We start from the raw sequence: 25860 nt of genomic DNA, 5'->3' as shown, positions 1-25860 counted from the left end.
CGTATGCCTTCGGGCCCCCGGGTGCCGCGCGCCCGGGGGTCCCGCTTTTGGCGGAAGTCCCGAAGAGAAACGCTCTCTCATGGCACATGGTTCCGACGATCTTGTCACGGTTCGGCATCACTCGCGACAAGCTCTGTCGCCGGATGGGCCCTGATCGGCAGAATCTTCACGCTGTTTACCCGTATGCCTGACTCATCGGAGTTCGGCCGTAATAGGGGGATAAGTGAAGAGAATCGTCGTCGTGGCCACCGCGGCCGGGCTCGGGTTGACCGGGCTCGGAGCCGCGAGCGCTCCCGCCGCCGCGAGCCCGGTGGCCCCGGGCGCGCCGGCGGCCAAGGCCGCCGGATTCAACCCCGCCGCCGCCAAATGGCACCCGTGCCCCGCGGACTTCGTCCAGACCGTGCACTCCCTGTACGACGGCATCTACCCGGTCTCCAAAATCATCCAGTGTGCCGAGCTCCAGGTTCCGCTGGACTACGCGAAGCCGAACGGCACGAAGATCACGCTGCAGCTCACCCGCACCCCGCACACCGGCAAGGGCCCGGCCAAGGGCGACATCGTCGTCAACCCGGGCGGACCGGGCGGCGGCGGCGCGCTGTTCGGGCCGCGGGTGTTCGCGCAGAACTCCGCCCCGATGCGCGAGGCGTACAACGTGATCGGGTTCGACCCGCGCGGCGTCGGCATGAGCGTCCCCGCGCTCACCTGCGACCCGAACTACACCAACGCCCCCCGGCCCGACTACGGCACCGGCGACCGCAAGTCCGTCGCCACCTGGCTGAGGCTCACCCGCGGCTACGCGCAGGCGTGCGGCAAGGCCGACACGACCGGCCTGCTCAAGCACATCAAGACGATCGACTCCGTGCGCGACGTCGAGTCGATCCGCCGCGCGATCGGGAGCAGGAAGCTCGACTACTACGGCGCGTCCTACGGCACCTACCTCGGCACGGCGTACGCCACGCTGTACCCGAAGAACGTCGGGCGCATGGTGCTGGACGGCGTCGTCGGCCCGTCCGACGTCTGGTACGACGCCAACCTCAAGCAGGACGTCGCGTTCGACAAGAACATCGAGTACTACTTCGGGTGGATCGCCCGGTACGACTCGGTGTACCACCTGGGCACCACGCGCAAGCAGGTCCGGGACTTCTTCTACGGGCTGCGCGCCGAGCTGAAGGCGAAGCCGCTCTTCCACACCGACGCCGAGAGCGGCCAGACCGTCGCCGTCGGCCCGAACGAGCTGACCGACGTCCTGCTGAACGCCGGGTACCGCCGCAGCCAGGGCGTCTGGCACGGCTACGCCTCGGCCCTCGCCGCGTACAAGGCCGGCGACACCGCCACGTTCGCGCTCACGTTCGGCTCGCAGACCACCGGCGGCGCCGACGACAACGGCTACGCGGTCTACCTCGGCGTCCAGTGCACGGACGTCCAGTGGCCGCTGAGCTGGCGCAAGTGGCAGCGCGACAACGAGCGGATCAACCGCGAGCACCCGTTCATGACCTGGAGCAACGCCTGGTACAACGCGCCGTGCCTGTCCTGGCCGGCGAAGGCGGGCAAGCCGATCGAGATCGGTGCCACCAAGGACATGCCGCGCAACATCCTCATGTTCCAGTCCACGCATGACGCCGCGACCCCGTACGCGGGCGCCCGCGAGATGCACCGCCTGCTGAAGGGCTCGCGGATGGTCGTCCAGGACGGGGACCGCACGCACTGCATCGTCCACCGCGGCTCGGCCGCCGTCGACGCCTACTTCGACGCCTACTTCCTGCGCGGCGAGCTGCCGCGGAACCGCACCGTGCACGTCCCGCAGCTGGGCGACCCGACGCCGCCCTCCGGCGTCTCCGCCAAGAGCCTCACGGGCGCCGGGGCCCTGGAGAACGACATCATCCGCAAGGGGGTCCGGTGAAGAGCATCGTCCTGGTCACGGCCGCCGCGGTCGTGACCGCCGGTGGGGCCCTCGCCGCGGCGACGGCCACGGCGAGCGCGGAGACCCGCGCCGCGACGGGCATCGCCTGGGGCAAGTGCGAGGTCTCGGGGCCGAGCGACCCCATGAACAAGGCCGAGTGCGCCCAGGTCGCGGTCCCGCTGGACCACGGCAGGCCGAACGGCCGCAAGATCTCCATCGCGGTGTCGCGGTTCAAGGCGACCGACCGGAAGAACTACAAGGGCGTTCTGCTCGTGAACCCGGGCGGACCGGGCGGCAGCGGCCTCGCCTACGGTCCCGCCCTCGCCCGCTGGCTCGGCGGCGTCGGCCACGGCGCCACCGCCGCCAAGTACGACATCATCGGGTTCGACCCGCGCGGTGTCGGCGCCAGCAAGCCCGCCCTCACCTGCGACCCGCACTTCTCCGACCCGATCCGGCCCGACTACGTGCCCTCCTCGGCGAAGGAGGAGCGGGCCTGGATCGCCAAGTCGGCGAAGTACGCGCGGGACTGCACCCGCAAGTTCGGCGCGCTGCTCCCGCACATGCGGACGACCGACGCCGCCCGCGACGTCGACGCGATCCGCGCCGGGCTCGGCGCGAAGAAGATCAGCTGGTACGGCTTCTCGTACGGGACCTACCTCGGCGCCACCTACGCCACGCTGTTCCCGAACCGGGTGGACCGCATGGTCCTCGACGGCAACGTCAACCCGAAGACCGTCTGGTACGACGCGCAGCTCGAACAGGACAAGGCCTTCGAGCGGAACATGAAGTCGTGGTGGGCGTGGATCGCGAAGTACGACTCGGTGTACCGCCTCGGCACCACGCGCAAGGCCGTGGAGGCGAAGTACTACCAGGTCCGGGCCGCCGCGAAGAAGGCGCCGATCGACGGTAGGATCGGGCCGTCCGAGCTGGACGACATCGTCCTCAGCGCCGGGTACAACACCGGGTACTACATCCCGTTCGCGCAGGCGCTGTCGGCCTGGGTGAACGGCGGCGACCCGGCCGGGCTGCTCGACTGGCTCAACCCCGGCGGTGACGACAACGGCTTCGCCGTCTACAACGCCGTCCAGGCCGCGGACGCCAGGTGGCCCCGCAAGTGGAGCACGTGGCACAACGACGCCGTGAAGCTCTACCGGCAGGGCTACCGTTTCAACACGTGGTCGAACGTCTGGTTCAACGCGCCCGTCGCGTTCTGGCCGTTCCAGGGCGGGCCCGCGCTCAGGCTCGGGGCGAAGGGGCTGCCGGGCATCCTGCTCGTCCAGTCCACCGAGGACGCGGCGACGCCGGTCGCGGGCGGCTACGCCCTCCACCGGACGCTGCCGTCGTCGCGGCTCGTCATCGAGGTCGGCGGCAAGACCCACTCGAACACGCTGAACGGCAACGCGTGCCTCGACGACAAGGTCGGCGCCTACCTGGAGAGCGGCGCGCTGCCGCCGAGCCGCCGCGGCGCGGACGCCGCCTGCCAGGCGGTGCCCGAGCTGAACGACCCGGACCCGACGGCCGTGAGCGCGAAGGCCGCCGGAGCCCGGACGGGCAAGGACCTGCCGGTGGGCCGTCCCTGACCGTCCCGTGCCCGCCGCGCCCGCGTGGGCGCGGCGGGCACGCCGTCCTTCGGTGCGGTCGCTCCCGGTTCCGGAGGGAATCGCGCGCGATCCCCTCCTCCCGGGGCGGCCGCGTCCGCGCAGGTAGAACACCGGTGTGCGCAACCTGCCTGGAAAGAGAGGCGTTGCGGGGACCGCCGCCGCGCTGGTCACGCTGAGCGGCGCCGCGGTCGCCGTGTCCGCCGTGCCCTCCGCCGCCGCCCCGCTGGCCGCCCGCCCCGCCCCGTCGCCCGGAACCGCGTCCGGCGGGCTCGTCTGGCGGCCCTGCCCCGCGGACGACCCCGTCGAGGGCGGCGACCTCGCCGGCCAGCAGTGCGCGAAGCTGCGGGTCCCCCTCGACCACGCCCGGCCGGAGGGCCAGAAGATCACGATCGCGCTGACCCGCGTCCGGCACACCGCCCGGCGGTCCCAGGGCGTCGTCCTGCTCAACCGCGGCGGACCGGGCTCCCACGGACGCGATCTCGCGGGCGTCGTCAGCGCCGCGCTGCCCGCCCGCGTCGCGGCCGCCTACGACTGGATCGGGTTCGACCCGCGCGGCGTCGGCGCGAGCACCCCGGCGCTCGTATGCGACCGGAGCTTCCAGGACCCCGGCCGGCCGCGCGCGGACACCGTCCCCGCGAACCGGGCGCAGGAGCGCGCCTGGCTCGCGCGGGTGCGCGCGTTCGCGGCCGACTGCGGCCGCCGGTACGGCGAGTACCTCCCGCACATGGGGACGGCCGACTGGGCGCGCGACGTGGACGCGATCCGCCGCGCCCTCGGCGAGGAGAAGATCAACTTCTTCGCCTACTCGTACGGCACCTACCTCGGAGCCGTGTACGCGACGATGTTCCCCGGGCGGGTGCGCCGGATGGTGCTCGACAGCGTCGTCCGGCCGAGCGGCGTCTGGTACGAGAGCAACCTCGACCAGAACGTGGCGTTCGAGGAGCGCATCCGCGCGTACTTCCGGTGGATCGCGCGCCACCACGACCGCTTCCACCTCGGCCGGACGCGCCGCGAGGTGACGAAGACCTACCGGCGGGTCCGCGCCGAGCTGGCGCGCGAGCCCATCCGCGGCCGGATCGGGCCGTCCGAGCTCGACGACGTCTTCCTCGACGACGGCTACGGCGACCTCACCTGGGCCGAGCACGCCGCCGCGCTGTCGGCCCGGGTCGTCCGCGGAGACTCCGCCCCGCTCGAGGCCGCGTGGGAGCCGCCGACCTGGCTGGAGCAGAACAACTACACCGTCTACGCGGCCGTCGAGTGCCGCGACGCCCCCTGGCCGCGCCGCTGGGCGCCCTGGCACGCCGACTCCGTCCGGCTCCACGAGCTCGGATACCGCTTCCTGACCTGGGGGAACACCTGGTACAACGCGCCCTGCGCGTTCTGGCCGGTCAAGGGCGGCCCGCCGCCGGAGGTGCGCGGCGCCGCGTCCCTGCCGCCGATCCTGCTCGTCCAGGCCACCCACGACGCCGCCACCCCCTACCCGGGCGCGATCGAGACGCACCGCCTCTTCCCCACGTCCCGCCTGGTCGTGCAGGAGAACGGAGGCAACCACGGCGTCGCCCTCGGCGGCGACGCCTGCGTGGACGCGGCCGTGGCCGGATACCTCCGCGACGGCGCGCTCCCCCCGGACAGGCCCGGCGCGGACACCACCTGCCAGGCGCCCGGCCCGCCCGACCCGGCGCGGGGGAAGGGCGGCCGGGACGTCGGCCGGTGAGCGCCATCCGCGAGCCGGGTGAGATGTCCCGGTACATAACCACATAGGCTTGGTGTCGTGGTGCGCATGCTGGGGTCGGTTCCGGTCCGGGTGCTGGACGACCGGTCCCGGGCCGAGGTCCTCGCGATCCTCGACGCCGACCCGGTCGCGAACGTCTTCGTCGGCTCCCGGGTCCATGCCGCCGGGCTCGACCCCCGCCGCCTCGGCGCCCAGATGTGGGGGTATCCGCGCGACGGCCGGCTGGAGTCGCTCTGCTACGCCGGCGCCAACCTCATCCCGATCGCCGCCGGCCCGGACGCGACCCGGGCTTTCGCCGACCGGGCGCGGGCGCAGGGCCGGCGCTGCTCGTCCATCGTCGGGCCCGTCGACGCGGTCGGAGAACTCTGGGACGCCCTCGCGCCCTACTGGGGCCCGGCCCGCGCCATCCGGGCCCGGCAGCCGGTCATGGCCACCTCGGCGGTCCCGGACGTGGCCGCCGACGACCGGGTCCGGCGCGTCCGGTCCGACGAGTTCGACATCGTCTACCCCGCGTGCGTCGCCATGTTCACCGAGGAGGTCGGCGTCTCCCCGAACACCGGCGACGGCGGCGTCCTGTACCGGTCCCGCGTCGCGGAGCTGATCCGTGAGGGCCGCGCGTTCGCCCGCATCGAGGACGGCCGGGTCGTGTTCAAGGCGGAGGTCGGCGCCGTCACCCCGCACGCCTGCCAGGTGCAGGGCGTGTGGGTGCCGCCCGACCTGCGCGGCCAGGGGCGGTCGGTGGCGGGGATGGCGGCGATCGTCCGGCTGGCGCTGCGCGGCATCGCGCCCGCCGTCTCGCTGTACGTCAACAGCTACAACACGCGGGCTCGGGCGGCGTACCGGCGGGTCGGCTTCACCGAGGTCGGCACGTTCACCTCTGTCCTGTTCTGACCGCGTCCATCCGCAGACGGAACCGCCACAGACCGGTACCATCCGGCCGTGGAGTTCGCCGGGGCACTGCGGCAGGCCATCGCGGCGAGCGGGCTGACCCTGGAACGGATCCGCCACCGGCTCGGCCGGCGCGGCGTGACCGTCAGCGTCGCCACGCTCAGCTACTGGCAGCGGGGCCGCAGCCGCCCGCGCTCCAGCGCGATCGTCACCGCGCTCGAGGAGATCCTCGGCGTCCCGCCCGGCACCCTCACCGGTTTGCTGGACGACCCCGCCCCCTCCGCGCCCCCGCTGCGCGGCCGGGCCCGCCGGGGAACCGCCGCGCCGCCGCCGGACGGCGGCCGCGCCCGTCCCGCGGGCGACCTGTGGCCCGATCCGGACCGGTACGCCCGGCTCGTCGGTCAGCTGGACCGGTCCGGCGACCACCGCCTCGACCGGCTCAGCATCCACGACATCTACCGGCTCGACGAGGAGCGCCGCACCTGGACACTGTCGGTCCGGGCCGTCCTGCGCGCCGCCGGCGACGACATCGACCGGGTCGTCTGCGCGCACTGGACCGGCGGGACGCCCGCCCACGGCGGGCCGAGCGCCGACGGGCTCGCCGCCGCCCGCTACTGCCGTCCCGGCAGGGTCCGCGCCTCCGGCGGCCTGGTCGCGTTCGAACTGGTCTTCGACCGGGTCCTCGCCGCGGGCGACACGGCCGTCGTCGAGTACGACCTCGGCCCGATCACCGGCGCGCCCGCCGACCCGGTCCCGGACGGCTACGACCGGCGCTTCCCGCACCCCGTCCACGACTACGTCGCGGTCGTGGAGTTCCTCGGCGAACGGCTCCCCGCGCGCTGCTACGGCTTCACGGCCGAGACGTCCGCCGCGCCCCGCAGGCGGCTCGGCGAACTGTGGGTCGGGACGTCCGGCAGCGCGAACATCGCGGTCGGAAACGTCCGGCGCGGCATCGTCGGGATCGAATGGGAATGGCACTGAGGAACGGTGCCGGAGAACGGAGTTGCGCCGCGTCCGGTGTTAACACTTGAAATCAAGTCGGCGTCGAAGCGTTGACGATTTCTCACGTTCTGTAGAGCATTCACATCGTTCGGCTTCGTGAACCGGCCTACCCCCCCCGCAGGCCGGCCCCCCGCACGAGACGGAGTTTCGATGAGGAAGCCCCTGCTGGCGGCATTCGCCGCCGCCCCCCTGGTCGCCGTCCTGGTCACCCCCGCCCAGGCCGCGACCCACAACGCACCCCTCTCCCTGGCGGCTCCCGGCCAGGGCGTCGCCGACCGGTACATCGTGACGCTGAAGTCCGGTGTCTCCATCGGCGACACCGTTTCCAAGCGCGGTATCCGCACCACCCACCGCTACGGCCGGGTCCTGAACGGATTCGCCGCGAAACTGAGCTCCGACCAGCTCACCCGGCTGCGCCGGACGCCCGGCGTCGCGTCCGTCGAACAGGACGGGCTCGTCCAGGCCACCACCACGCAGAGCAACCCGCCGTCGTGGGGCATCGACCGGATCGACCAGACCGCCCTGCCGCTGTCGCGGAGCTACACCTACAACGCCACCGGCGCCGGAGTGACCGCGTACATCATCGACACGGGCATCGCCACGTCCCACTCGCAGTTCGGCGGACGCGCGAGCAACGTGTTCGACGCGTTCGGCGGCAGCGGCCAGGACTGCAACGGCCACGGCACCCACGTCGCCGGCACCGTCGGGGCGTCCGCGTACGGCGTCGCCAAGGGCGTGCAGCTGCGCGGCGTCCGCGTGCTCAACTGCTCGGGCAGCGGCTCCAACTCCGGCGTCATCGCCGGCATGAACTGGGTCGCGACCAACCACGTGGCCCGGTCCGTCGCCAACATGTCCCTCGGCGGCGGCTACTCCTCGTCCGTCAACTCCGCCGCGAACAACCTGGTGAACTCCGGCGTGTTCCTCGCCGTCGCGGCGGGCAACTCCAACCAGAACGCGTGCAGCTTCTCGCCGGCCAGCGCGTCCGGCGCGACCTCCGTCGCGGCCAGCACCAGCACCGACGCGAAGGCGTCGTACAGCAACCACGGGTCCTGCGTCCACCTGTACGCGCCCGGGTCGTCGATCACCTCGACGTGGCTGAACGGCGGCACGAACACCATCAGCGGCACGTCGATGGCCAGCCCGCACGTCGCCGGCGTCGCCGCCCTCTACAAGGCGGCGAACGGCGACGCGGCCGCCGGCACCATCCGCAGCTGGCTGACCTCCAACGCCACCAGCGGCGTGATCACCGGCAACCCGTCCGGCACCCCGAACCGGCTGCTGAACAAGCGGTCCCTGTAGGCGTCCCGCCGAGCCCCGGCGGCCCGCGCGCGCGGGCCGCCGGGGCTCACCCTTGTGACAAATTGCCGATTGGCGCGCCCGGCCGGGTGGCCTTACAGTGAGCGCGGGAATGGCAAGGCGAAGCTGTCAAGGCCGTAGGCGGGGGCCGGCCGGAGCCGAATCCGGAGGCCGAGCGGTGCAGAGCGTCACGGAGGACGACCTCCTCCAGGTCCTGCGGTACGGTCCCTTCAACGTGGCGCTGCAGGCCGCGATCCAGGCGCGCGGCCTCAGCCTCGACACGCTGCGGCGGCGGCTCGACGAGCAGGGCATCGCCGTCAGCCTGTCCACCCTCAGCTACTGGCAGCGCGGCCGCACCCGCCCCGAGCGGGCCGACTCGCTGCGCGCCGTCCGCGGGCTGGAGACCATCCTCGACCTGCCCCGGCACTCGCTGCTCACCCTCCTGCGGCCCACCGCCGACCGCACGACCGGCACCTGGCTGCCCCTGGAGGAGCTCTGCCCCGAACCCGGCGTCCGCGACCTGCTGGACGAGATCGGCGACGCGGGCGGCCGCCGCCTCACCGGCCTCAGCCTGCACGACCAGTACCTCATCGGCCGGCACCGCGAGCTCCGCGAGGTCCGCACCCGCGCCGTGTACCAGGCCCAGCAGCGCGGCGTGGACCGCTGGATCGCCGTCTACCACCACCCCCACGGCGTCCTCCCGTCCTCCCGGTTCGTCCGCGGCTGCCGGTTCGGGCGCGTCCGGATGGACCAGGCGAGCGGCCTCATCGCCGCCGAGCTGCTCTTCGACCGCGCCCTCGGCCGCGGCGAGACCTACCTCCTCGAGTACGGCTTCGGCTTCGACGAGACGGGCCCGCCCGTCACCGAGGAGGGCCGCGGGTTCCACGCCCCCCAGCACGAGTACCTCATCGAGATCCGCTTCCATCCCGCGACGCTCCCGGCCCGCTGCTACCGGACGTGGCGCCCCGACGGCCAGACCGCGCTGCAGGACGCCGCGGACCTGCGCATGTCGAGCTACCACAGCGTCCACTACATCGAGTTCGGCATGGCCGCCGGATACCACGGCATCCGCTGGGAGTGGTCGTGACCGCGCCGGGCCGCCGGGCTACCTGACCAGGAGGTCGACGAGGCGGCCCAGGTCGGCCGCGGGGTTCTCCGTCAGCCCCGCGTGGACGGGCCCCGGCTGGACGATCGTGCTCCTCGGCGCGGTCAGCCAGCGGAACCGGGCCCCGGGCGCCTCCCGCGCGGCCTGCCCGGCCCGGTCGCCGCCGCAGCAGATCGCGTCCACGCCCTTCAGGGCCGCCCGGACGCCCTCCAGATCGAGGCCCGGGTCGAGCGCCAGGAGGCGGCGCTCGTCCAGATGGGTGCCGCACGCGAGGTAGTCGAGGGCGCGGCAGTAGACGACCACGCCGACGTTCATCGTCTCGCCGCGCTCGATCCTCGGCACCACGCGCAGGGCCGCGTACTCGAACACGGTCGGCTCGCCCGCCGTCCGGATGTTGCTCATGAGGGCCCGCCCAGCCGGCCGGGGCGCTTCTCGCCGCGCCGCGCCGACGTGTCGGGCCTGCGCGCGGACACGTCGAGGTCCGGCAGCCAGTCGCGCGGCTTCCCGGCGCGGGGCAGCAGGATGCCGACATAGGCGTCCCGGACGTCCTGGGGGGTGGCGAAGCCCGGCTCGCCCTCCAGCCAGAGGTCGGGGACGAGGCCGGTCACCTCGCGCAGGAGGCCCTCGGTGATCTGCGGGGCGAACTCCGCCTCGGCGTCGGCGAGCCGGGAGGCGTACGGGGTCAGCACATGGTCGTCCACGTCGTAGGGGCCGCTGAAGAGCCGGGTCGCGTTCGCCCAGGCGTGATGGAAGATGAGGCTGGCACCGTGGTCGATCAGCCACACGTCGCCGTGCCAGACCAGCATGTTCGGGTTGCGCCAGCTGCGGTCGACGTTGCCGATGAAGGCGTCCAGCCACAGGACGCGTGACGCGAACTCCGGGTCGGTGTTCCAGCCGAGCGGGTCGAAGCCGAGCGAGCCGGGCAGGAAGTCGACCCCGAGGTTGGATCCGGCGCTCGCCTTGAGGAGGTCCTGGACGTCGGGATCGGGCTCGTGCCTCCCGATCACCGGGTCGAGGTCGATGAGCACCTGGTCGGGCACCCGGAGGCCGAGCCGGCGGGCCAGCTCTCCGGCGATCACCTCGGCGACCAGCGCCTTGCGGCCCTGCCCGGCGCCGTGGAACTTCATGACGTAGGTACCGAGATCGTCCGCCTCGACGACGCCCGGCAGCGATCCGCCCTCGCGCAGCGGCGTCACATAGCGGATGGCGGTCACATGGGGCAGCACACCGCAACGCTACCGGGTGGCCGGCCGGGATAATCGGCGGCATGGCCGTCGAACTGCTCGACCTGTCGGTGCCCGTCACCACGGGCATGCCCGTCTATCCCGGCGACCCGGAGGTGGAGGCGGTCCCGGCGCTGACCGTCGCGGACGCGGGCGTGAACGTCCTGCGCCTGCACCTGGGGTCGCACACCGGCACGCACGTGGACGCGCCCTTCCACGTCGGCGACGCGCTCCCGAAGCTGGACGAGCTGCCGCTGAGCCGTTTCACCGGCCCGGCGGTCGTCATGGACGCGCGGGGCCTCCCGCCGCGGGCCGCCATCGAGCCGGACCTCCTGCCGGAAGGGCTGCGTCCCGGGGTGGTCCTCCTCATCGCGACCGGCTGGTCGGAGCAGTGGGGGAGCGGCGGCTACCCGGCGCATCCCTATCCGTCGGAGCGGACGGCGGAGGCGATCGTCGCGTCCGGCGTCCGGACGGTCGGGATCGACGCGCTGAGCGTCGACCGCACGCCCGCCCCCGGCGAGACGCGGTTCTCACTGGCCGCGCACCGCGTGCTGTGCGGCGCGGGGGCGGTGATCGCCGAGAACCTGACCGGTCTCGACCGCCTGGTCCGGGCGCAGGAGGACGGCCGCGCGATCGAGGTCTGGCTGCTCCCGCTGCCCCTCGCCGGTGCGGACGGCGCCCCGGCCCGGGTCGTCGCCCGCGTGACCGGGCGCGCCTAGCGGACCATTCGGAAGCAGAAGAACGTGGGGAAGCGGTAGCACTCGCCCTTGCCGGCCTTCACGGCGCCCAGGATCAGGAACACCCACTGCCCGAAGATGACCTCCAGGTACGGGATGGCGATCGGGATGAGGAACGCGGGGTTCTCGGTGAGGATCGCCGGCACGGCGCAGACCGCCGCCACGCTCAGCAGGTGGATCAGCATCGTGATCTGGAAGTTCAGCGCCTGCGCCGCGTGGAACCGGGTGAAGGCCGATTCCCCGCGCTTCACGAAGTAGATGACGAGCGGCGCGAGGAAGCCGACCACGAGCGTCCCGACATAGGAGAACAGCGCCCAGGTGGTGTCCTGGGGCGGGCCCGCGGGCGGGCCGTAGGGGACGCCGGGCGGGCCGTAGCCCCAGCGCGGGTCGTACTCCCCGGGCTGCGGCGCCGGGTACGCGCCGTACGGCGCCGGGTGGGGCGGCGGCTGGTCGGGCTGCGGCCGGCCCGGCGGCGGGTCGACGGGAGGCAGATCGGTCACGTGCGCAATCTAGTGGATGGCCGACATGCCAGGGGATCACCCGATGAAGATCGAATGGCCGGATCCGCCCGGAGGTGCGGGTTCACCTCGTCCCGGGGCGCACCCGGTGTCCAGATTGTCCATCCAGACATCCTAGAATCATGTTCAATTCTAGGAGGGGTGGATGGGCGAGACGCCGATGGGACGGGCCTTCACCAGGCCGGAGCGTGACCTGGTCCCCGACGACGAGCTGGCCGTGCTGCGCGAGCTCGCCGACCGGGTCCGCGAGCTGACCGAGGCGACCGTGCTCACCGCCGTCGACTCCGCCGAGGCCGCCGCCGTGTCCGCCGAGGTCGCGGCGCTCACCGCCCGGCTGAACGCCCGCCGCCGGGAGGCGCCCCCCTTCAACACCACCGGCACCGGGCGCATGGGCCGCCAGATCGGCAACCCCGTCACCGGCCTGATCAACCCCATCGCGCCGCCCGTGGAGGTCGAGGTCGGCGACGACGGCATCGCCCGCGCCGAGATCACCCTCAACGACGCCTACGAGGGGCCGCCGACGTTCGTCCACGGCGGCGTGTCCGCGCTCATCCTGGACCAGGTCCTCGGCATGGCCACGGCGGCCGCCGCCGGACCGGCCGTGACCGCCGGCCTGGAGCTGCGCTACCGCCGCCCGACGCCGCTCGGGGTCCCGCTGCGGATCGAGGGGAAGGCCAGCCGGGTCGAGGGCCGCCGCGTCTACGCCGGCGCCACGATCAGCGACCCCGAGGGCCGCGTCACCGTCGAGGCGACCGCGACGTTCGTCCTGCTCGGCCCCTAGTACTCGTAGACGTCGATCTTCGGGTCGCGCTCCCAGTTCGCCACGATCGACGACGTGTGGTCGTCGTCCAGGAAGTCCACGCGCAGCCACCGGTCGGCCTGCGTCACGCGGGTCTCGTAGCCGGGCTTGGGCGTCGCCGAGACGAGCCGGACGCGCCCGCCCGAGACGGCCAGGACGGCGTGCCCGCCGCGCGTCCCGTAGCTGCGCACGTCCCCGGTCGGCCGGGACGGGCTCGTGCTCGGGCCGGGGCTCGGCTTCGGTGCGGGCTTCGGGCGCGGCGCGCTGTCCTCGCCCGCCGGGGCGCTCGCCCGGGTCGTCGGCGACCCGATGTCCGCCGGGGAGGACGGGCTGCCGTGGATCACGGGCCCCGCCAGCGGCGGCGCCGAGCGCTCCGACACCGCGCCGCGCACCACGCCGCGGACCCCCAGCCAGGAGAGGGTCACGGCCAGTGCCGTCGCAGCCGCCCACGGGGCAACATACGACATTGCGCGACGCATCGACACATGGTGGCATACGGTTCGCTCATGGCGAGTGTTCTGGTGGTGGAGGACGACGCCAACGTCCGCACCGCCTTGATCAGGGAGTTGAGCGCGCGATCCCATGTCGTGCGCAGTGTCGGGACCGCGATGGACGCGCTGCGCGAGGTGGCGCAGGCGCCGCCCGACGTCGTGATCCTCGACCTCGGGCTGCCCGACCTCGACGGCGCCGAGGTGCTGAAGATGCTGCGCGGCATCTCGGACGTTCCCGTCATCATCGCGACCGCCCGCGAGGACGAGCCCGAGATCGTCCGGCTCCTCAACGCGGGCGCCGACGACTACCTCATCAAGCCGTTCTCGATCGAGCACCTCAGCGCCCGGCTCGCCGCCGTACTGCGCCGCTCCGCCCGCTCCGGCCCGGCCGCGACGCTCAGCGTCGGCGGCCTGCGCATCGACCTCGACCGCCGGGAGGCCGCGCTGGACGGCGCGCCCCTCGAACTGACCCGCCGCGAGTTCGACCTGCTCGCCTACCTCGCCGCCCGCCCCGGCCGGGTCGTCGCCCGCCGCGAGCTGCTCGCCGAGGTCTGGCGGCAGGCGTACGGCGACGACCAGACCATCGACGTCCATCTGTCGTGGCTGCGCCGAAAGCTGGGCGAGACCGCCGCCAAGCCCCGCTACCTGCACACCGTCCGCGGCGTCGGGGTACGGCTCGCCGAGCCCGATCCGCGGTCATGAGGCGGACGCTCGTCCTGGTGTCCCTCGCGGTCACCTCGATGGTCGCGCTGGCCTTCCTCATCCCGCTGGCGCTGACCGTCCGGGAGATCGCCCGCGACCGGGCCCTCACCACCGCCGAGCGGCAGGCGAACGCGCTCGGCCCCGTCCTCGTCGTCACCGAGGACCCCGCCGCCCTCGAACGCGCCGTCGCCAGCACCCAGGCGGGCGCCGCGCACCGCATGACCGTGCACATGCCGGACGGCGGGCGCGTCCCGCGCGGCGACTCCCGCGCCGCCGCCGGGCAGCTCACCGAGGCGGGCCGGCGCGGCCGCTCCTACACGACCCGCGTCCCCGGCGGCCACGCCCTCCTGCAGCCCGTGGCCCTGGACGCGGGCCGCACCGCCGTGGTCGAGGTCTTCCTCCCCGACGAGGACCTGTCGCGCGGCGTCTGGCAGGCGTGGCTCGTCATGACCGCCGTCGCCGCCGCCCTCGTCGCCGGCTCGGTCGGCGTCGCCGACCGCCTCGGCGCCCGCATGATCCGCTCCACCCGCCGCCTCGCCGAGGCCGCCGCCGCGTTCGGCGACGGCGAGCTGAGCGTCCGCATCGAGCCGGACGGCCCGCCCGAACTGGTCGAGGCGGGCCTCGCGTTCAACGCGATGGCCGACCACGTCGTCCAGCTGCTGTCCGCCGAACGCGAGATGGCCGCCGACCTCTCGCACCGCCTCCGCACGCCCCTCGCGGCGCTCCGCCTCAACGCCGAGGCGCTCGGCGGCGACCAGGTCGCCGACCAGACCCGGGAGGCCATCGACCGCCTGGAACGCGAGGTCGACCTGATCATCCGGACGGTCCGCCGCCCCACCGGCCGCGGCAGCTGCGACGCCGCGAAGGTCCTGCGCGACCGCGTCGCGTTCTGGTCCGTCCTCGCCGAGGACGAGGGCCGCTCCTGCGAGCTGATCGGCGCCGAGCGCCCCGCCCCCCTGCCGATCCCGGGCAGCGAACTGGCCGCCGCCGTGGACGCGCTCCTGGGAAACATCTTCCGCCACACCGCGGAGGGCACGGGCTTCGCCGTGACCCTCCACCAGGGCCAAGGCGTGACGGGCATCCTCGTCGCCGACGGTGGCCCCGGCATAGCCGACCCGGACGCCGCCCTCAAGCGGGGCAGCAGCAGCGGCGGCTCCACCGGCCTCGGCCTCGACATCGCCCGCCGCGCCGCCGAGTCCACGGGCGGCTACCTGCGCATCCACCGCAGCGTCCTGGGCGGAGCCCAGATCCAGATGTGGTTCCGCACGAAGTGGCTGCCCCCGACCCGTCGCCGCTCCCGCCGCCTGGTCCGCCGCCGCCACTCCCGCACCTGACACACCCCGCCACTACGATCCCGCCATGGGAGTCACCTGGGGGATCGTCGAAAGCCCCGCGCGCTACAACACCACCACGGAAGAACTGGTGGAGGAGTGGCGGGAATTCGTCGAGGCGAACCTCTACGGCCGGCGCACCCTCGCCATCATGAACGGCGACGACCGCCTCACGTTCCGCCGCGTCCGCGACGAGGACGGCACCCTCCACCTGGTCACCACGGTCGAACCCGACCCCCGGACGCGCGCCCGCATCGACAGGCTCTCCCAAGGCGACGGCACCTACGACCTCTTCGACCGCCTCATCGACGGCTACGACGTGTTCGCCCCCTACGCCTTCAACCCTCGCTTCACGACCGAGTCGGGCACGTCCTGGTTCGTCGGCCACCTCGACTACCTCATCGGCAGCACCCGCGACATCACCGACCGGGAAGGCGACCCCGATGTGGTCCGCCTGGCGAAGGACCTCTGCGCCGCCGCCCGCCTGGCGAAACGCCACAAGATGCTGATCCGCGTCCACTACTGACGCCCGCCGCCCCGAACCCGAAGCCCCTTCCGAGTATCGAAAGAGGGCAAAGGAGAGAAAGGGGATCGGTGATGAGCGTGGCCCTCCTGATCGCGGCCGTGATCACCTTCTGCGCGGTCATCCCGGCAGTCGTGATCATCTGCTGGGTGAGGAGCGTGCAGTCCGCCGCGTACCGCCAGACCTTCCACGGCGTCGCCGGCGACCCGACGGCCCACGGCTCCGGCTACAACACGAGCCCCTCCACGTACCACCACAACTCCGGCGGCGGCCCGTACATGCACGACCACGGCGGCTACACCGGCGGCGACGCCTGGTACGGCGACCACTCGTCCAGCGACAGCGGCCACTCGTCGTCCAGCGACAGCTCCAGCTCGTCCAGCAGCGACAGCAGCAGCTCGTCGTCCTCCAGCGACAGCTCCTCCAGCAGCTGGTAAGGCCGGGCCTTTTCGGTGCTCTTCCCTCATTTCTGCACGTAACCGGCCGTCAACGCACAGATGTGCGGCCCCCGCGAACCACGACTGGATAAGGCTTGCTCAGCCCATCCCTAAGTGAGGCTTAAAGGGGTTCTTGGGGCGGGTCGGGCGGCTTAGCGTTACACGTGTCACAACGAAGCTACGGCGGAGGTGTACAGGCGGAGAGCAGAGCGAACGTCGGCTGAGGTTCCGACTGAGGTTCCTGATTGAGACAGGTTCCTGGCCCGCACGGCCCCCTAACCCCGCTCTGGGGCCGTGCGGGCCAGAAGCCTTTTCAGGAGCGGGGCAGGGCGCCGAGGAGGAGCAGGCGGAAGGCGTCGGCGGTGCCGGCGGCCGTCGTGTCGCCGGTCGCGAGGCGGCGGATCGCCAGGCCGTAGAGCATCGCGACGATCGCGGGGGCGTGGGTCTCGGCGTCGGGGACGCCCAGGGCGGTGAGGATCGCGGTGGCGAGGCGGTCGTAGGCCTCCACGGAGCGGGCCGAGGTGGCGCGGAGGCCGGGTTCGCGGGCGGCGTGGAGGTGGAGTTCGAGGTTCGCCGTCTGCTCGGGGCCGTAGGCGAACTCGGCCACCGCCTTCTCCACCAGGTCGGCGGCCTCGACGGGGTCGAGGCCCGCGTCGCGGAGTGACTCGGCGTAGGTCGTGATGCGGTCGATCTCCGCGTCGACGAACGTGCGGAGGGACTCGCGGAGCAGGTCGCTCTGGCTCGGGAAATGGTAGGTCAGCGAGCCGAGGGAGACCCCCGCCTCGCGGGCCACGGCGCGGTTGGTCACGGCGCCGATGCCCTGCTCGCCGATGAGGCGGAGGGTGGCTTTGATCATCTCGTCGCGAGCGCTCATCGGTGCCCAGTCTTCCGTACGGCGGGCGTGCCCGCTATCGTTCGTTCGAACGAACGATAGCGGAGGTGGCGGTGGATCTGGGGCTGGCGGAGCAGGCGGACGCGCTCGCGCGGGGGGACGTGTCGTCCAGCGAACTGGTGGACCACACCCTGAAGCGCATCACGGCGCAGGAGGACCTCGGGGCGTTCCGCGTGGTGCGGGCCGAGGCGGCGGCGAGCGAGGCGCTGCGGGCGGACAAGCGGCTGGCGGAGGGGGAGCGCCTGCCCCTGCTAGGGGTGCCGGTCGCCATCAAGGACGACACCGATCTGGCGGGCGAGACCACGCCGTTCGCCGTCGGGGGAGACCACCGGCCCGCGGTCGCGGACGCGGAGATCGTGCGGCGGCTGCGGGCGGCCGGCGCGATCATCGTGGGGAAGACGACGACGTGCGAGATCGGGTTGTGGCCGTTCAGCGAGTCGCCCGAGTACGGGTGCGCTCGCAATCCGTGGAATCCCGACTACACGCCGGGCGGTTCGTCCGGGGGGTCGGCGGCCGCCGTGGCGGGCGGGATGGTCGCGGCGGCGGTCGGGTCGGACGGGGCCGGGTCCATCCGGATCCCCGCGGCCTGGACGAACCTTGTGGGGATCAAGCCGCAGCGGGGGCGCGTGTCGGGGTATCCGCAGACCGACCCGTTCAACGGGATCACCGTGTGGGGGCCGCTGGCGCGGTCCGTCCAGGATGCGGCGCTGCTGCTGGACGTCCTGACGGGGAGCCATCCGGAGGACGTCTACCAGTTGGAGGCGCCGGTGCGCTCCTTCGCGGAGGCCGCCCGGACGCCGCCGCGGCGGCTGCGGATCGCGGTGTCGTTCCGGACGGCGTTCGGGGTGAGCGGGAGGCTCGACCCGGAGATCCGGGCGGCCGTCCAGCGGCTCGCGCGCCGGCTCGGCGAGCTCGGCCACAAGGTCTTCCCCGCCGACCCCGACTACGGGCCGGTGGGGCTCGGGCTGATTCCGCGCGGGACCGCCGGGGTCGCCGACTGGCTCGACTCCATGCCGAACCCCCGGCCGGAGGCGCGGACGGAGATCGAGGCGAAGATCGGGCGGATCGTCGGGAAGCGGCTGCTGCCGCTCGCGAAGCGCATGGACCCGTATCTGCACCGGAAGGTGGGGCGCGTCTTCCGGTACGCGGACGTGGTGCTCACGCCGACCACGGCTCAGCCGCCCCTGAAGGTGGGGGCGTTCGACGGGGCCGGCTACCACAGGACGCAGTCCGGTGTCGCGGCGGCGTGCCCCTACGCGTGGACGTGGAACGTCCTCGGATGGCCCGGCGTGAACGTGCCCGCCGGGTTCACCAGGAGCGGGCTGCCGGTCGGCGCGCAGCTGCTGGGCCACGACTCGGACGAGGCGACCCTCATCTCCCTGGCCGCCGAGCTGGAGGCCGTCGAGGGCTGGACGGCCCGGCGGCCCGCGTGAACGCGCGGCGGGCCGTCCCCCCCCACACCGGCGGCCCGCCGCGTCCGCTCAGAAACCCCCGCCGGTGACGAGGCCGCCGTCGACGAGGACCTCGGTGCCGGTGCAGTAGGACGAGTCGTCCGACGCGAGGTAGACGACGGCGCCGGAGACCTCCTTGGTCTTCGCCATGCGGCCGAGGGGCAGCGCCTTCATGAACGAGTCGGCGGACGCGGCGGTCGCGTTCACGACATCGTCCTGCATCACCATCGGGGTCAGGACGCCGCCCGGGTGGACGGAGTTGACGCGGATGCCGTACTGGCCGAGCTCGCGGGCGGCGGCCTTGGTGAGGCCGCGGACGCCGAACTTGCTGGCGGAGTAGGCGGCGAGCCCGGCCGCGCCGATGAAGCCCTCGGTGGACGAGATGTTGACGATGGAGCCGCCGCCGGCCGCCCTCATCGGCTCGATCACGGTCTTCACGCCGATCCACTGGCCGACCAGGTTGACGTCGAGCACCTGCCGGCATTCGTCGAGGGACATGTCCTCGATGCGCTTGTGCCGCATGATCCCGGCGTTGTTGACCAGGATGTTCAGCGTGCCGAACACCGTCACGGCGGTGTCGGCCGCGGTGGCCCAGTCGTCGGGGTCCGTGACGTCCATCCGGACGAACCGGACGTCGTCCCCGAGGTCGGCGGCGAGCTTCTCGCCGTCCTCCGTCAGGACGTCGCCGAAGACGACCTTCGCGCCCTCCGCGACGAAGCGCCGCACATGGGACTTGCCCATGCCGCGCGCGCCGCCGGTGATCAGCGCCACCTTGCCGTCGAGCTGCCCCATCGATGCTCCTTCCGCTGCGCGACCAAGCTAGCGCACGCTTGGTTTAACGGACAAGGGCGGCCCGCGACAGCCGGTCGGCCCGCCGCGTCGTCTCCGGCAGCCGGAACTCGGGCGCCAGATCCAGGACGAGACGGCAGGCGGAGTCGAGGTCCGCCCGGTGGCCGACGGACACGAACACGGGCTTCACGCCGTCGCGCGTCCGCAGGACCCGGCCGACGACCTCGCCGCCGTCGGTCAGCGGGGACGCGTCGCCGCGCCGCGGCCCCGGTGGTTCGTAGGTGCCGATGAAGCCGGTCTTCGCGACGCCGATCGACGGCAGGCCGGTCAGCACGCCGAGGTGGCACGCCAGCCCGAACCGGCGGGGATGCGCGACGCCGTACCCGTCGCAGACGAGCACGTCGGGCGTGGTCCTCAGGGCGCGCAGCGCCGCCACCAGGGCGGGCAGCTCCCGGAACGCGAACAGGCCCGGGACGTACGGGAACGCCGCCGTCCCGGACACGACCGACTCCTCGACGACCTCCAGCGTGGCGGCGTCCAGGACGACCACCGCCGCGGTGAGGCGCGTACCGGTGCCGCCGCCGTCGCCCGCGTAGGACACGTCCAGCCCCGCGACCGTGCGCGGCTCCGCCGGCCCGAGTGTCCCGAGGTCGAGCAGCGGGCGGAGGCGGTCCTGGACGGCCTCCGCCTCGGCCGCCGTGGACGGCCAGGCGTGCAGGTCACGGACCTCCATCAGCTGAGCGCCCCGTAGGCGGCCTCGACCAGCCGGTACGCGCGCAGGTCGCCGGCCGCCATGTCGGCCATCAGGTTCGGCAGGTACGCGATGGCCAGCCGGGCATCGGGGTCGCCGACGCCGATGGAACCGCCCGCGCCGGAGTGCCCGAACGCCGTCTCGCGGGCGGGGCGGGGCAGGAAGAACGTCTGGGACGGGCGCATGAAGCCGAGCCCGAACGCGCTGTCGAGCAGCATCGTGCGGTCCGGCCCGGCCACGCGCGGCCGGAGCGCCTCCCGCAGGGTGCCGGGCCGCAGGATGCGTCCGGCGACCAGGTCGCGGTAGAAGCCCGCGAGGGCGGGCGCCGTGGTGAGCATCCCCGCGCCGGGCCAGCCGGCCCGCAGCACCACCGGGTTGTTGTAGCCGCCCTTGCCCGGGTGCGGATTGTTGAGCGCCCGGTTCATCCGGCTCTGCGGGTCGAAGTACGCCTCGGCGAGCCGGTGCAGCATGTCGTCGTCCGGGACGGTCCGCGGCGAGTCGCCGCCCTGCTTCGGGGCGTCGCCGCGCCGCGCGGTGAGCTTGGCCGCCCGGTCGATGACGGTGTCGGGGGCGCCGATCCACAGGTCGAGGTCGCGGGCGAACTCGTCCCGGACGAACGCCCCGACGGTCCGCCCGGACAGCCGCCGCACGATCTCCCCGGCGAGCCAGCCGTAGGTCAGCGCGTGGTAGCCGTGCGCCTCGCCGGGCGTCCACTCCGGCTCCTGCGCGGCGAGCTCGGCGGCGAGCGCGGCCGCGTCCGCCGCCTCCTCCGCCGGCACCGGACGGGCGAACGCGGGCAGTCCCGCCTGGTGCGACAGCAGGTGCGCGGCGGTCGCGCCCTCCTTGCCCGCGGCGCCGAACTCCGGCCACCAGGCCGTCACCGGGCCGTCCACGTCGTACGCGCCGCGCTCGGCGAGCAGCAGCGCCGCCGCGGCCGTCACCGCCTTCGTGCAGGAGAAGGCGAAGCACGGCGTGTCCGCCCGCCACTCCCGACCGGTGCGCCGGTCGGCGGTGCCGCCCCACAGGTCGACGACCTTGCGGTCGCCCGCGTACACGGTGACGGACGCGCCGAGCTCCCGTCCCTCGGCGAAGTTCTCCTCGAACACGTCGCGGACGGCGGCGAACGCTGGATCGCAGTGCCCTTGGACGGTGCTGGTCATCGCGGGTCCTCTCGACGAAGCTGTGCACCGAATCATGCTCGAAGGCACGGGCGCGTGGCGATGGGGGGTCAGGACCGTCCGAAAGTGGGGACCGGCTCGGCGGCCGTCTCCCCGGCGGCCCCGCGGGCCCGTGCGGGGCTCGCCTTCGTCCGCCCGAACTCCAGCGTGAGCAGGGCGACGGCCAGCCGGCCGAGGTCCGTCCGCGACCGGAACAGCACCGAGCGGGGAAGGTAGTCCGGCCGGAACTTCTTGTTGAACAGGTACAGCGACTCGACCGCGATGAGCGGGTCCAGCAGGTGCAGGGCCCGGTAGCCGGCGCGCTCGGCCGGGTTGCGGTCCGCCGCGTCGAGCAGGGCGCGGAACGCCGCGAAGTTCAGCGACACGACGGGGTGGCCCCGCTCGGCCGCGTACGCGACGACCTCGACGATGAGCCGCTCGTGGACGCCGTTCGGGCCGCCCGGCGTACGCCGCATCGCGTCCAGGCTGAGGCCGGTGCCCGCCGTCATGTACCGCTGGAAGGCGATCGGCTCCCCGCCCTCGTCGTAGGCGATCGCGACGACCGCCCCCGGGTGGTGGCCGGTGAGCAGCTCGTCCAGGTTCATCGAGAACCCCCGCTCGGAGGCCCCGCCGAGGGAGCGGGCCGCGACGTCCTGCAGCCGGTCGCGCAGCTCGGGCGGCAGGTCGCGCTCCGGCAGGATCTCGGACGTGACGCCGGAGTTGTGGGTGCGGCGCACCGCCTGCCGGACGTTGCGCATCTGCCGTCCCGACAGCGTGAACCGGTCCGGGCGGACCAGGACCTCGTCGCCGAAACCGAGCGAGCGCACCCGCCCCCACGCCTCCAGCGACGCGGCGCTCGCACCGAGCGCCGCCGGACGCCAGCCGGTGCGGGAGCACAGGTCGAGGAACGCCCGGACGGCCGCCGGATGCGCCTCGGGGTCGCCGACCGGGTCTCCGCCCGCTACCGCCACGCCGAACAGGACGCGGTAGCCGATCGCGGCCCGCCCGCCCGGCGCGAACACGTACGTCTTGTCGCGGCGCAGCGCGAACGGGGCGAGGGTGTCGGAGCCCGGGTGCGCGACCAGGGCCGCGACCCGGCGACGCTCCGCCGTTCCGCCGGGCGGCGGGGCGGGGTCCGGGCCGAGCAGCGTGACGACGAGGACCAGCAGGCCCACCGTGCCGATGAACGCGAGGACCTCCGGCAGCCACGCGGCGCCGTCGATGGGCGCGCCGGTGGCGCCGAGACCGGCCGCCACGTCCGGTCCGGCCGACCGGATCGACACCCCTCCGATCGCGACGGACCCCGCCACGGTCGCGGCGAGCAGCAGCGCGGACGTCCGCACCGCCGTCCGCACCCGCTCCGGATGCGGACGCACCGGGAACCGGTCGCGGCAGGCGCGCAGGACGGCCAGCGCCGCCACCAGCGGCGGCAGGCGCCATGGCGGGTCGTCGCCGGTGAGCACCGCGAGCAGGCCGAGGACGACGAGGACGACGAGGCCGTGCCAGGCGGCGCGGCGGCGCAGCCGCACGCCACGCGCCACCAGCCCGAGGGCGAGCGCGAGCGCGACGGCGTGCGCGGGGGCGAGCGGGCCTCCTGTCGTGAGCAGGGCCGCCCGGTCGAGCCAGCGGGGCGCGCCCGCGAGCGCCGGGACGGCGATCAGCAGGGCGACGGCCGCCGTGGCGAGCGCGAGCGGCCAGACGGGCTTGGGCGCGCCCGGGGCCGGAGCCGTGTGCACGAAGGACACCTCCGCCGGGCCCCCGCGCGATCACGCGGGAACCCCTTGCCGGATCGGACCTGATCGTGGCCGTTCGTGGTGGATCGCTCACTCAGCCTACGGCCGAAGCCGCCGGTCGTGAATGCCGCTGTGCCCCCCGACGTCCGCCGTCCGGATACCTTCTTGTGACGCCGGTCTGCCGGTTCGCGCCGAAGACCGTTCCGGGTCGCGTCCGCAGCCGGCCACGATTCCGTGAGCGGGTTAGTCTCGTGGGGATGAAGAGGCTGCTGATCGTCCACCACACGCCGTCGCCGTCCGTCCAGGCGATGCTGGAGGCGGTGCGGGCGGGCGCGTCCACCGACGAGGTCGAGGGGGTGGAGGTCGTGTCGCGCCCGGCGCTGACGGCGTCCGCCGTGGACGTCCTGGAGGCGGACGGCTACCTCCTCGGCACGCCGGTGAACCTCGGTTACCTCTCCGGGGCGCTGAAGCACTTCTTCGACCAGGTCTACTACCCGTGCCTGGAGGAGACCGTCCGCCGCCCGTTCGGGGCGTTCCTGCACGGCAACAACGACGCGACGGGGGCGCTGCGGGCGCTGGAGTCCATCACGACGGGGCTGCGGTGGAGGGCCGTCCGCCCGCCGGTCGTGGTGACGGGCGAGCCGGGCAAGGCCGACCTGGAGGCGTGCTGGGAGCTCGGCGCGATGGCGGCGGCGGAGCTGGGCGGCGCCTGACCCGTCCGGCCGCTACGGTGCTGGCCATGAGTGGATTCCGGCATGTGGTGCTGTTCAAGTGGGTCGAGGGGACGACCACCCTCCAGCAGGAGGAGGTCGCGGCGAAGCTGCGGGAGCTGCCCGGCGCGATCCCGGAGATCCGGGAGTACAGCGTCGGCATGGACGCGGGCGTCAACCCGGGCTCCTGGGACTTCGCGGTCGTCGCGGACTTCGCCGACCGGGACGCCTACCTCGCCTACCGCGACCACGCCGCCCACCGCGCGGTGATCGACACCTTCGTCTCGCCGCTCGTGGCGGAGCGGGCGGCGCTCCAGTACGCGTTCTGACCGCGGCTTCGGACCTGCCGCGCGAAACGTACCGAGCAAGCGCTTGTGTTAACGCTCGATCAAGGCTAGTTTCACCTGCATGGCGGACGGTCCGGTGGCGCCATCGCGCCGGTGCCACCGGGCCGGACCCGCTCCGCGGACGCCGACCGCCGGGGACGGATCGCGCCCCGTCTCCGGCGGACGGCACCGGCTCAGCCCCGTGCGCGCGCGTTGAGCACCGCGTCCCGCAGCTGCTGCGGGGTGGGCGCCTCAAGCAGGGCCGGGCCGCTCATCAGGGGCACGAGCGCCCACCATGAGCCGGTGGACTCGCCGAACCAGACGCGTATCCCCGGGAACTGCTCCTGCAGCCCGCGCGCGGTGGCCGCGCGCAGGGCCGCGGGTGTGGGCTCCTCCCGGCCGCCGGCGGCACTCGGAGTCGTCATGTCACCCTCCCCCCGTAGATCTCATCCGTAACAGCGTCCCCGTCGGCCAAAGCGTGCCCCTCGATAGCGAGTGCGACTAAGGACACTATGGACGCCCGACGGCTCATAAGGGGGGATACGCGCCGGACAGTGGGATCGCCTCCACCGGCCCGGCGTACGTCAGTGGACGTTGATGCCGTCGAACATGACCTTGACGTAGTGGTCGGCGAGATCGGCCGCGTTCAGCCGCCCGCCCGGCTTGAACCAGCGGACCGCGACCCAGATCGTGTCGCGGATCATCCGGTAGGTGAGCGTCGCGTCGAGGTCGACGCGGAACAGCCCCTCCTTCTGGCCCGCCTTGATGGTGTCGACCCAGAGCTTCTCTACCTCGTCCTCGGACTTGATGAGGTAGGCGAACCGCTCCATGTCCTTGAGGTAGTTCCAGTCGTTCTGCAGGACGGTGATGGCGGCGCGGTGCGGCTCAAGCGTGCCGAACGCGATCCGGACGAGCGCGGCCATGGTCTCGCGGGCGTCCCGGCCGCCGTCGATGACGGACCGGTACGCCTCCATGATCTCGTTGAAGAAGCCGGCCAGGATCTCGTCCACGATCGACTCCTTGGAGTCGAAGTGGTGGTACAGGCTGCCGGAGAGGATGCCGGCCTCGTCGGCGATGTTGCGCACCGTGGTGGCCTGGAAGCCCTTCTCGGCGAAGAGCTCGGCGGCCAGCCGGACGAGGTGCTCCCGCCGCTCCGAGGCCAGCGCGGACGAGCCCTTGCCGCGGCGGCGGCCGCCGCCCTGGCCCGGGGTCCGGGTGCCGGGGCGGCCGGAGTTGGCGCTCGTGGTCGTCACCCCCTCATTATGCCGGGCGCGCCCGCGGCGCTCGCCCGTACGGCGCGTCGGCCTCACATTACGCGCCGCACAAGCGCTTGCTCTAGTGCCCGACCGGGCAAAGGGGGACCGCGGACGCTCAGATCTCCGTGGGGTAGGGCAGCGCCAGCTCGTCGGCGGGGACGCCCCGGATGCCCCAGTTCACCTTGGGCGTGTCGATGATCGTGATCTCCAGATCGCCCGGCGCGAGGCCGAGGGCCGGCGCCATCCGCGCGTAAAGGGTGCGGATGAGGTCGCGCTTGGCGTCGTCGGAGCGGCCGGTGAAGCACAGGATCTCGACGATCAGATAGCGCTCGCCGCGCTCGGGGCAGACGAGGTCCTCGGGGTCCAGCAGCAGGAAGCGGTGGAACCGCTTGCCCGGCGGCAGCCGCCACGCCGACTCCAGGCATTCGTGGAGCAGGTCGGAGACGTCCCGCCTGCGGTCCGCCCATACGTCCCTGCGGCCGTAGACCTTGATCTGTGCCATCCGGCCAT

General features: G+C 73.3%; 28 protein-coding genes. 16 read left to right on the top strand and 12 right to left on the bottom strand.

Annotated elements, in window-relative coordinates:
* Nucleotides 1-223: 223 nt before the first annotated feature.
* From IE99_RS0104845 to IE99_RS0104815, 7 genes are all read left to right on the top strand, one after another.
* Entirely contained in the window at nucleotides 224-1900 is a 1677-nt protein-coding gene (locus tag IE99_RS0104845; protein WP_030164190.1) for an alpha/beta hydrolase, read from the top strand.
* Nucleotides 1897-3480: an alpha/beta hydrolase gene (locus tag IE99_RS0104840; protein ID WP_245623065.1), complete on the top strand. Its 1584-nt coding sequence runs from the start codon at nucleotides 1897-1899 to the stop codon at nucleotides 3478-3480. Before IE99_RS0104845 ends, IE99_RS0104840 begins: the two co-directional genes overlap by 4 nt.
* Before the next feature lie 136 nt (nucleotides 3481-3616).
* Nucleotides 3617-5215 (top strand): alpha/beta hydrolase, encoded by a 1599-nt coding sequence (locus IE99_RS0104835; protein ID WP_245623064.1) that lies wholly within the window; start codon nucleotides 3617-3619, stop codon nucleotides 5213-5215.
* Nucleotides 5216-5281: 66 nt separating this feature from the next.
* Nucleotides 5282-6124 carry a GNAT family N-acetyltransferase gene (locus IE99_RS0104830; RefSeq protein ID WP_030164181.1) on the top strand — a complete coding sequence of 281 codons (843 nt, stop codon included), beginning with the start codon at nucleotides 5282-5284 and terminating at the stop codon, nucleotides 6122-6124.
* 48 nt (nucleotides 6125-6172) lie between these two features.
* On the top strand, nucleotides 6173-7102 hold the full coding sequence (locus tag IE99_RS28850) for a helix-turn-helix domain-containing protein (RefSeq protein ID WP_051712044.1): 930 nt from the start codon (nucleotides 6173-6175) through the stop codon (nucleotides 7100-7102).
* Between the two features lie 171 nt (nucleotides 7103-7273).
* The gene (locus IE99_RS0104820) at nucleotides 7274-8422 is read left to right on the top strand and encodes a S8 family peptidase (protein ID WP_030164175.1); all 1149 of its coding nucleotides are present in this window, start codon (nucleotides 7274-7276) and stop codon (nucleotides 8420-8422) included.
* 175 nt (nucleotides 8423-8597) lie between these two features.
* Nucleotides 8598-9506, top strand: coding sequence for a hypothetical protein (locus IE99_RS0104815; protein WP_030164173.1), 909 nt, complete (start codon nucleotides 8598-8600; stop codon nucleotides 9504-9506).
* Between the two features lie 18 nt (nucleotides 9507-9524).
* Here IE99_RS0104815 and IE99_RS0104810 read toward each other — a convergent pair whose 3' ends face one another.
* Together IE99_RS0104810 and IE99_RS0104805 are read right to left on the bottom strand one after the other, a co-directional pair.
* The gene (locus IE99_RS0104810; RefSeq protein WP_030164169.1) at nucleotides 9525-9926 is read right to left on the bottom strand and encodes a DUF3037 domain-containing protein; all 402 of its coding nucleotides are present in this window, start codon (nucleotides 9924-9926) and stop codon (nucleotides 9525-9527) included.
* Nucleotides 9923-10750 carry a HipA family kinase gene (locus IE99_RS0104805; RefSeq protein WP_030164167.1) on the bottom strand — a complete coding sequence of 276 codons (828 nt, stop codon included), beginning with the start codon at nucleotides 10748-10750 and terminating at the stop codon, nucleotides 9923-9925. The genes IE99_RS0104810 and IE99_RS0104805 overlap by 4 nt, the downstream gene beginning before the upstream one ends.
* A 41-nt stretch (nucleotides 10751-10791) precedes the next feature.
* Here IE99_RS0104805 and IE99_RS0104800 point away from each other — a divergent pair, with 41 nt between their 5' ends.
* Nucleotides 10792-11466, top strand: coding sequence for a cyclase family protein (locus tag IE99_RS0104800; protein WP_030164165.1), 675 nt, complete (start codon nucleotides 10792-10794; stop codon nucleotides 11464-11466).
* On the opposite strand, the gene IE99_RS0104795 is transcribed toward IE99_RS0104800, so the two are convergent.
* The gene (locus tag IE99_RS0104795) at nucleotides 11463-11984 is read right to left on the bottom strand and encodes a DUF4870 domain-containing protein (RefSeq protein WP_030164162.1); all 522 of its coding nucleotides are present in this window, start codon (nucleotides 11982-11984) and stop codon (nucleotides 11463-11465) included. The two genes, IE99_RS0104800 and IE99_RS0104795, sit on opposite strands and share 4 nt — an antisense overlap.
* 163 nt (nucleotides 11985-12147) lie before the next feature.
* Between IE99_RS0104795 and IE99_RS0104790 the strand changes: the two genes are divergently transcribed.
* Complete coding sequence (locus IE99_RS0104790; RefSeq protein WP_084219293.1) at nucleotides 12148-12783, top strand: PaaI family thioesterase; 636 nt, start codon at nucleotides 12148-12150, stop codon at nucleotides 12781-12783.
* On the opposite strand, the gene IE99_RS0104785 is transcribed toward IE99_RS0104790, so the two are convergent.
* Nucleotides 12780-13268 carry a hypothetical protein gene (locus IE99_RS0104785; protein WP_157610063.1) on the bottom strand — a complete coding sequence of 163 codons (489 nt, stop codon included), beginning with the start codon at nucleotides 13266-13268 and terminating at the stop codon, nucleotides 12780-12782. The two genes, IE99_RS0104790 and IE99_RS0104785, sit on opposite strands and share 4 nt — an antisense overlap.
* Nucleotides 13269-13307: 39 nt before the next feature.
* Here IE99_RS0104785 and IE99_RS0104780 point away from each other — a divergent pair, with 39 nt between their 5' ends.
* From IE99_RS0104780 to IE99_RS32590, 4 genes are all read left to right on the top strand, one after another.
* On the top strand, nucleotides 13308-13994 hold the full coding sequence (locus IE99_RS0104780) for a response regulator transcription factor (RefSeq protein WP_030164153.1): 687 nt from the start codon (nucleotides 13308-13310) through the stop codon (nucleotides 13992-13994).
* Entirely contained in the window at nucleotides 13991-15328 is a 1338-nt protein-coding gene (locus tag IE99_RS0104775; protein WP_030164150.1) for a sensor histidine kinase, read from the top strand. The genes IE99_RS0104780 and IE99_RS0104775 overlap by 4 nt, the downstream gene beginning before the upstream one ends.
* 25 nt (nucleotides 15329-15353) lie before the next feature.
* On the top strand, nucleotides 15354-15851 hold the full coding sequence (locus IE99_RS0104770) for a hypothetical protein (RefSeq protein ID WP_030164148.1): 498 nt from the start codon (nucleotides 15354-15356) through the stop codon (nucleotides 15849-15851).
* A gap of 71 nt (nucleotides 15852-15922) precedes the next feature.
* Entirely contained in the window at nucleotides 15923-16285 is a 363-nt protein-coding gene (locus tag IE99_RS32590; protein WP_030164146.1) for a hypothetical protein, read from the top strand.
* A gap of 313 nt (nucleotides 16286-16598) precedes the next feature.
* On the opposite strand, the gene IE99_RS0104760 is transcribed toward IE99_RS32590, so the two are convergent.
* Nucleotides 16599-17159 (bottom strand): TetR/AcrR family transcriptional regulator, encoded by a 561-nt coding sequence (locus IE99_RS0104760; protein WP_030164143.1) that lies wholly within the window; start codon nucleotides 17157-17159, stop codon nucleotides 16599-16601.
* Between the two features lie 65 nt (nucleotides 17160-17224).
* Here IE99_RS0104760 and IE99_RS0104755 point away from each other — a divergent pair, with 65 nt between their 5' ends.
* A complete protein-coding gene (locus IE99_RS0104755) occupies nucleotides 17225-18610 on the top strand; it encodes an amidase (protein ID WP_030164141.1) in 1386 nt (461 codons plus the stop codon).
* Between the two features lie 48 nt (nucleotides 18611-18658).
* Here the strand turns inward: IE99_RS0104755 and IE99_RS0104750 are convergent, their stop codons facing one another.
* The 4 genes from IE99_RS0104750 to IE99_RS0104735 form a co-directional block, all read right to left on the bottom strand.
* Nucleotides 18659-19420, bottom strand: a complete 762-nt coding sequence (locus IE99_RS0104750) for a glucose 1-dehydrogenase (protein ID WP_030164137.1) — start codon at nucleotides 19418-19420, stop codon at nucleotides 18659-18661.
* A gap of 43 nt (nucleotides 19421-19463) precedes the next feature.
* Nucleotides 19464-20150, bottom strand: coding sequence for an endonuclease V (locus tag IE99_RS0104745; RefSeq protein WP_030164134.1), 687 nt, complete (start codon nucleotides 20148-20150; stop codon nucleotides 19464-19466).
* Nucleotides 20150-21328, bottom strand: a complete 1179-nt coding sequence (locus tag IE99_RS0104740; RefSeq protein ID WP_030164126.1) for a serine hydrolase domain-containing protein — start codon at nucleotides 21326-21328, stop codon at nucleotides 20150-20152. Before IE99_RS0104740 ends, IE99_RS0104745 begins: the two co-directional genes overlap by 1 nt.
* A gap of 68 nt (nucleotides 21329-21396) precedes the next feature.
* Nucleotides 21397-23061 (bottom strand): bifunctional lysylphosphatidylglycerol flippase/synthetase MprF, encoded by a 1665-nt coding sequence (locus tag IE99_RS0104735; protein WP_169744395.1) that lies wholly within the window; start codon nucleotides 23059-23061, stop codon nucleotides 21397-21399.
* A 254-nt stretch (nucleotides 23062-23315) separates the two neighbouring features.
* Between IE99_RS0104735 and IE99_RS0104730 the strand changes: the two genes are divergently transcribed.
* Complete coding sequence (locus IE99_RS0104730; RefSeq protein ID WP_030164119.1) at nucleotides 23316-23771, top strand: flavodoxin family protein; 456 nt, start codon at nucleotides 23316-23318, stop codon at nucleotides 23769-23771.
* 26 nt (nucleotides 23772-23797) lie between these two features.
* Nucleotides 23798-24097 carry a Dabb family protein gene (locus tag IE99_RS0104725; RefSeq protein WP_030164116.1) on the top strand — a complete coding sequence of 100 codons (300 nt, stop codon included), beginning with the start codon at nucleotides 23798-23800 and terminating at the stop codon, nucleotides 24095-24097.
* 191 nt (nucleotides 24098-24288) lie between these two features.
* Here the strand turns inward: IE99_RS0104725 and IE99_RS0104720 are convergent, their stop codons facing one another.
* From IE99_RS0104720 to IE99_RS0104710, 3 genes are all read right to left on the bottom strand, one after another.
* Nucleotides 24289-24519, bottom strand: coding sequence for a hypothetical protein (locus tag IE99_RS0104720; RefSeq protein ID WP_030164113.1), 231 nt, complete (start codon nucleotides 24517-24519; stop codon nucleotides 24289-24291).
* A gap of 159 nt (nucleotides 24520-24678) precedes the next feature.
* Nucleotides 24679-25347: a TetR/AcrR family transcriptional regulator gene (locus IE99_RS0104715; protein ID WP_030164110.1), complete on the bottom strand. Its 669-nt coding sequence runs from the start codon at nucleotides 25345-25347 to the stop codon at nucleotides 24679-24681.
* A gap of 118 nt (nucleotides 25348-25465) precedes the next feature.
* A complete protein-coding gene (locus IE99_RS0104710; protein WP_030164107.1) occupies nucleotides 25466-25852 on the bottom strand; it encodes a tautomerase family protein in 387 nt (128 codons plus the stop codon).
* Between the last annotated feature and the right edge of the window lie 8 nt (nucleotides 25853-25860).

It is taken from the genome of Spirillospora albida (assembly GCF_000718255.1).
GTDB lineage: Bacteria > Actinomycetota > Actinomycetes > Streptosporangiales > Streptosporangiaceae > Spirillospora > Spirillospora albida.
The sequence above is the reverse complement of the archived record's forward strand: the minus strand, read 5'-3'. Positions and strand labels throughout refer to the sequence as shown.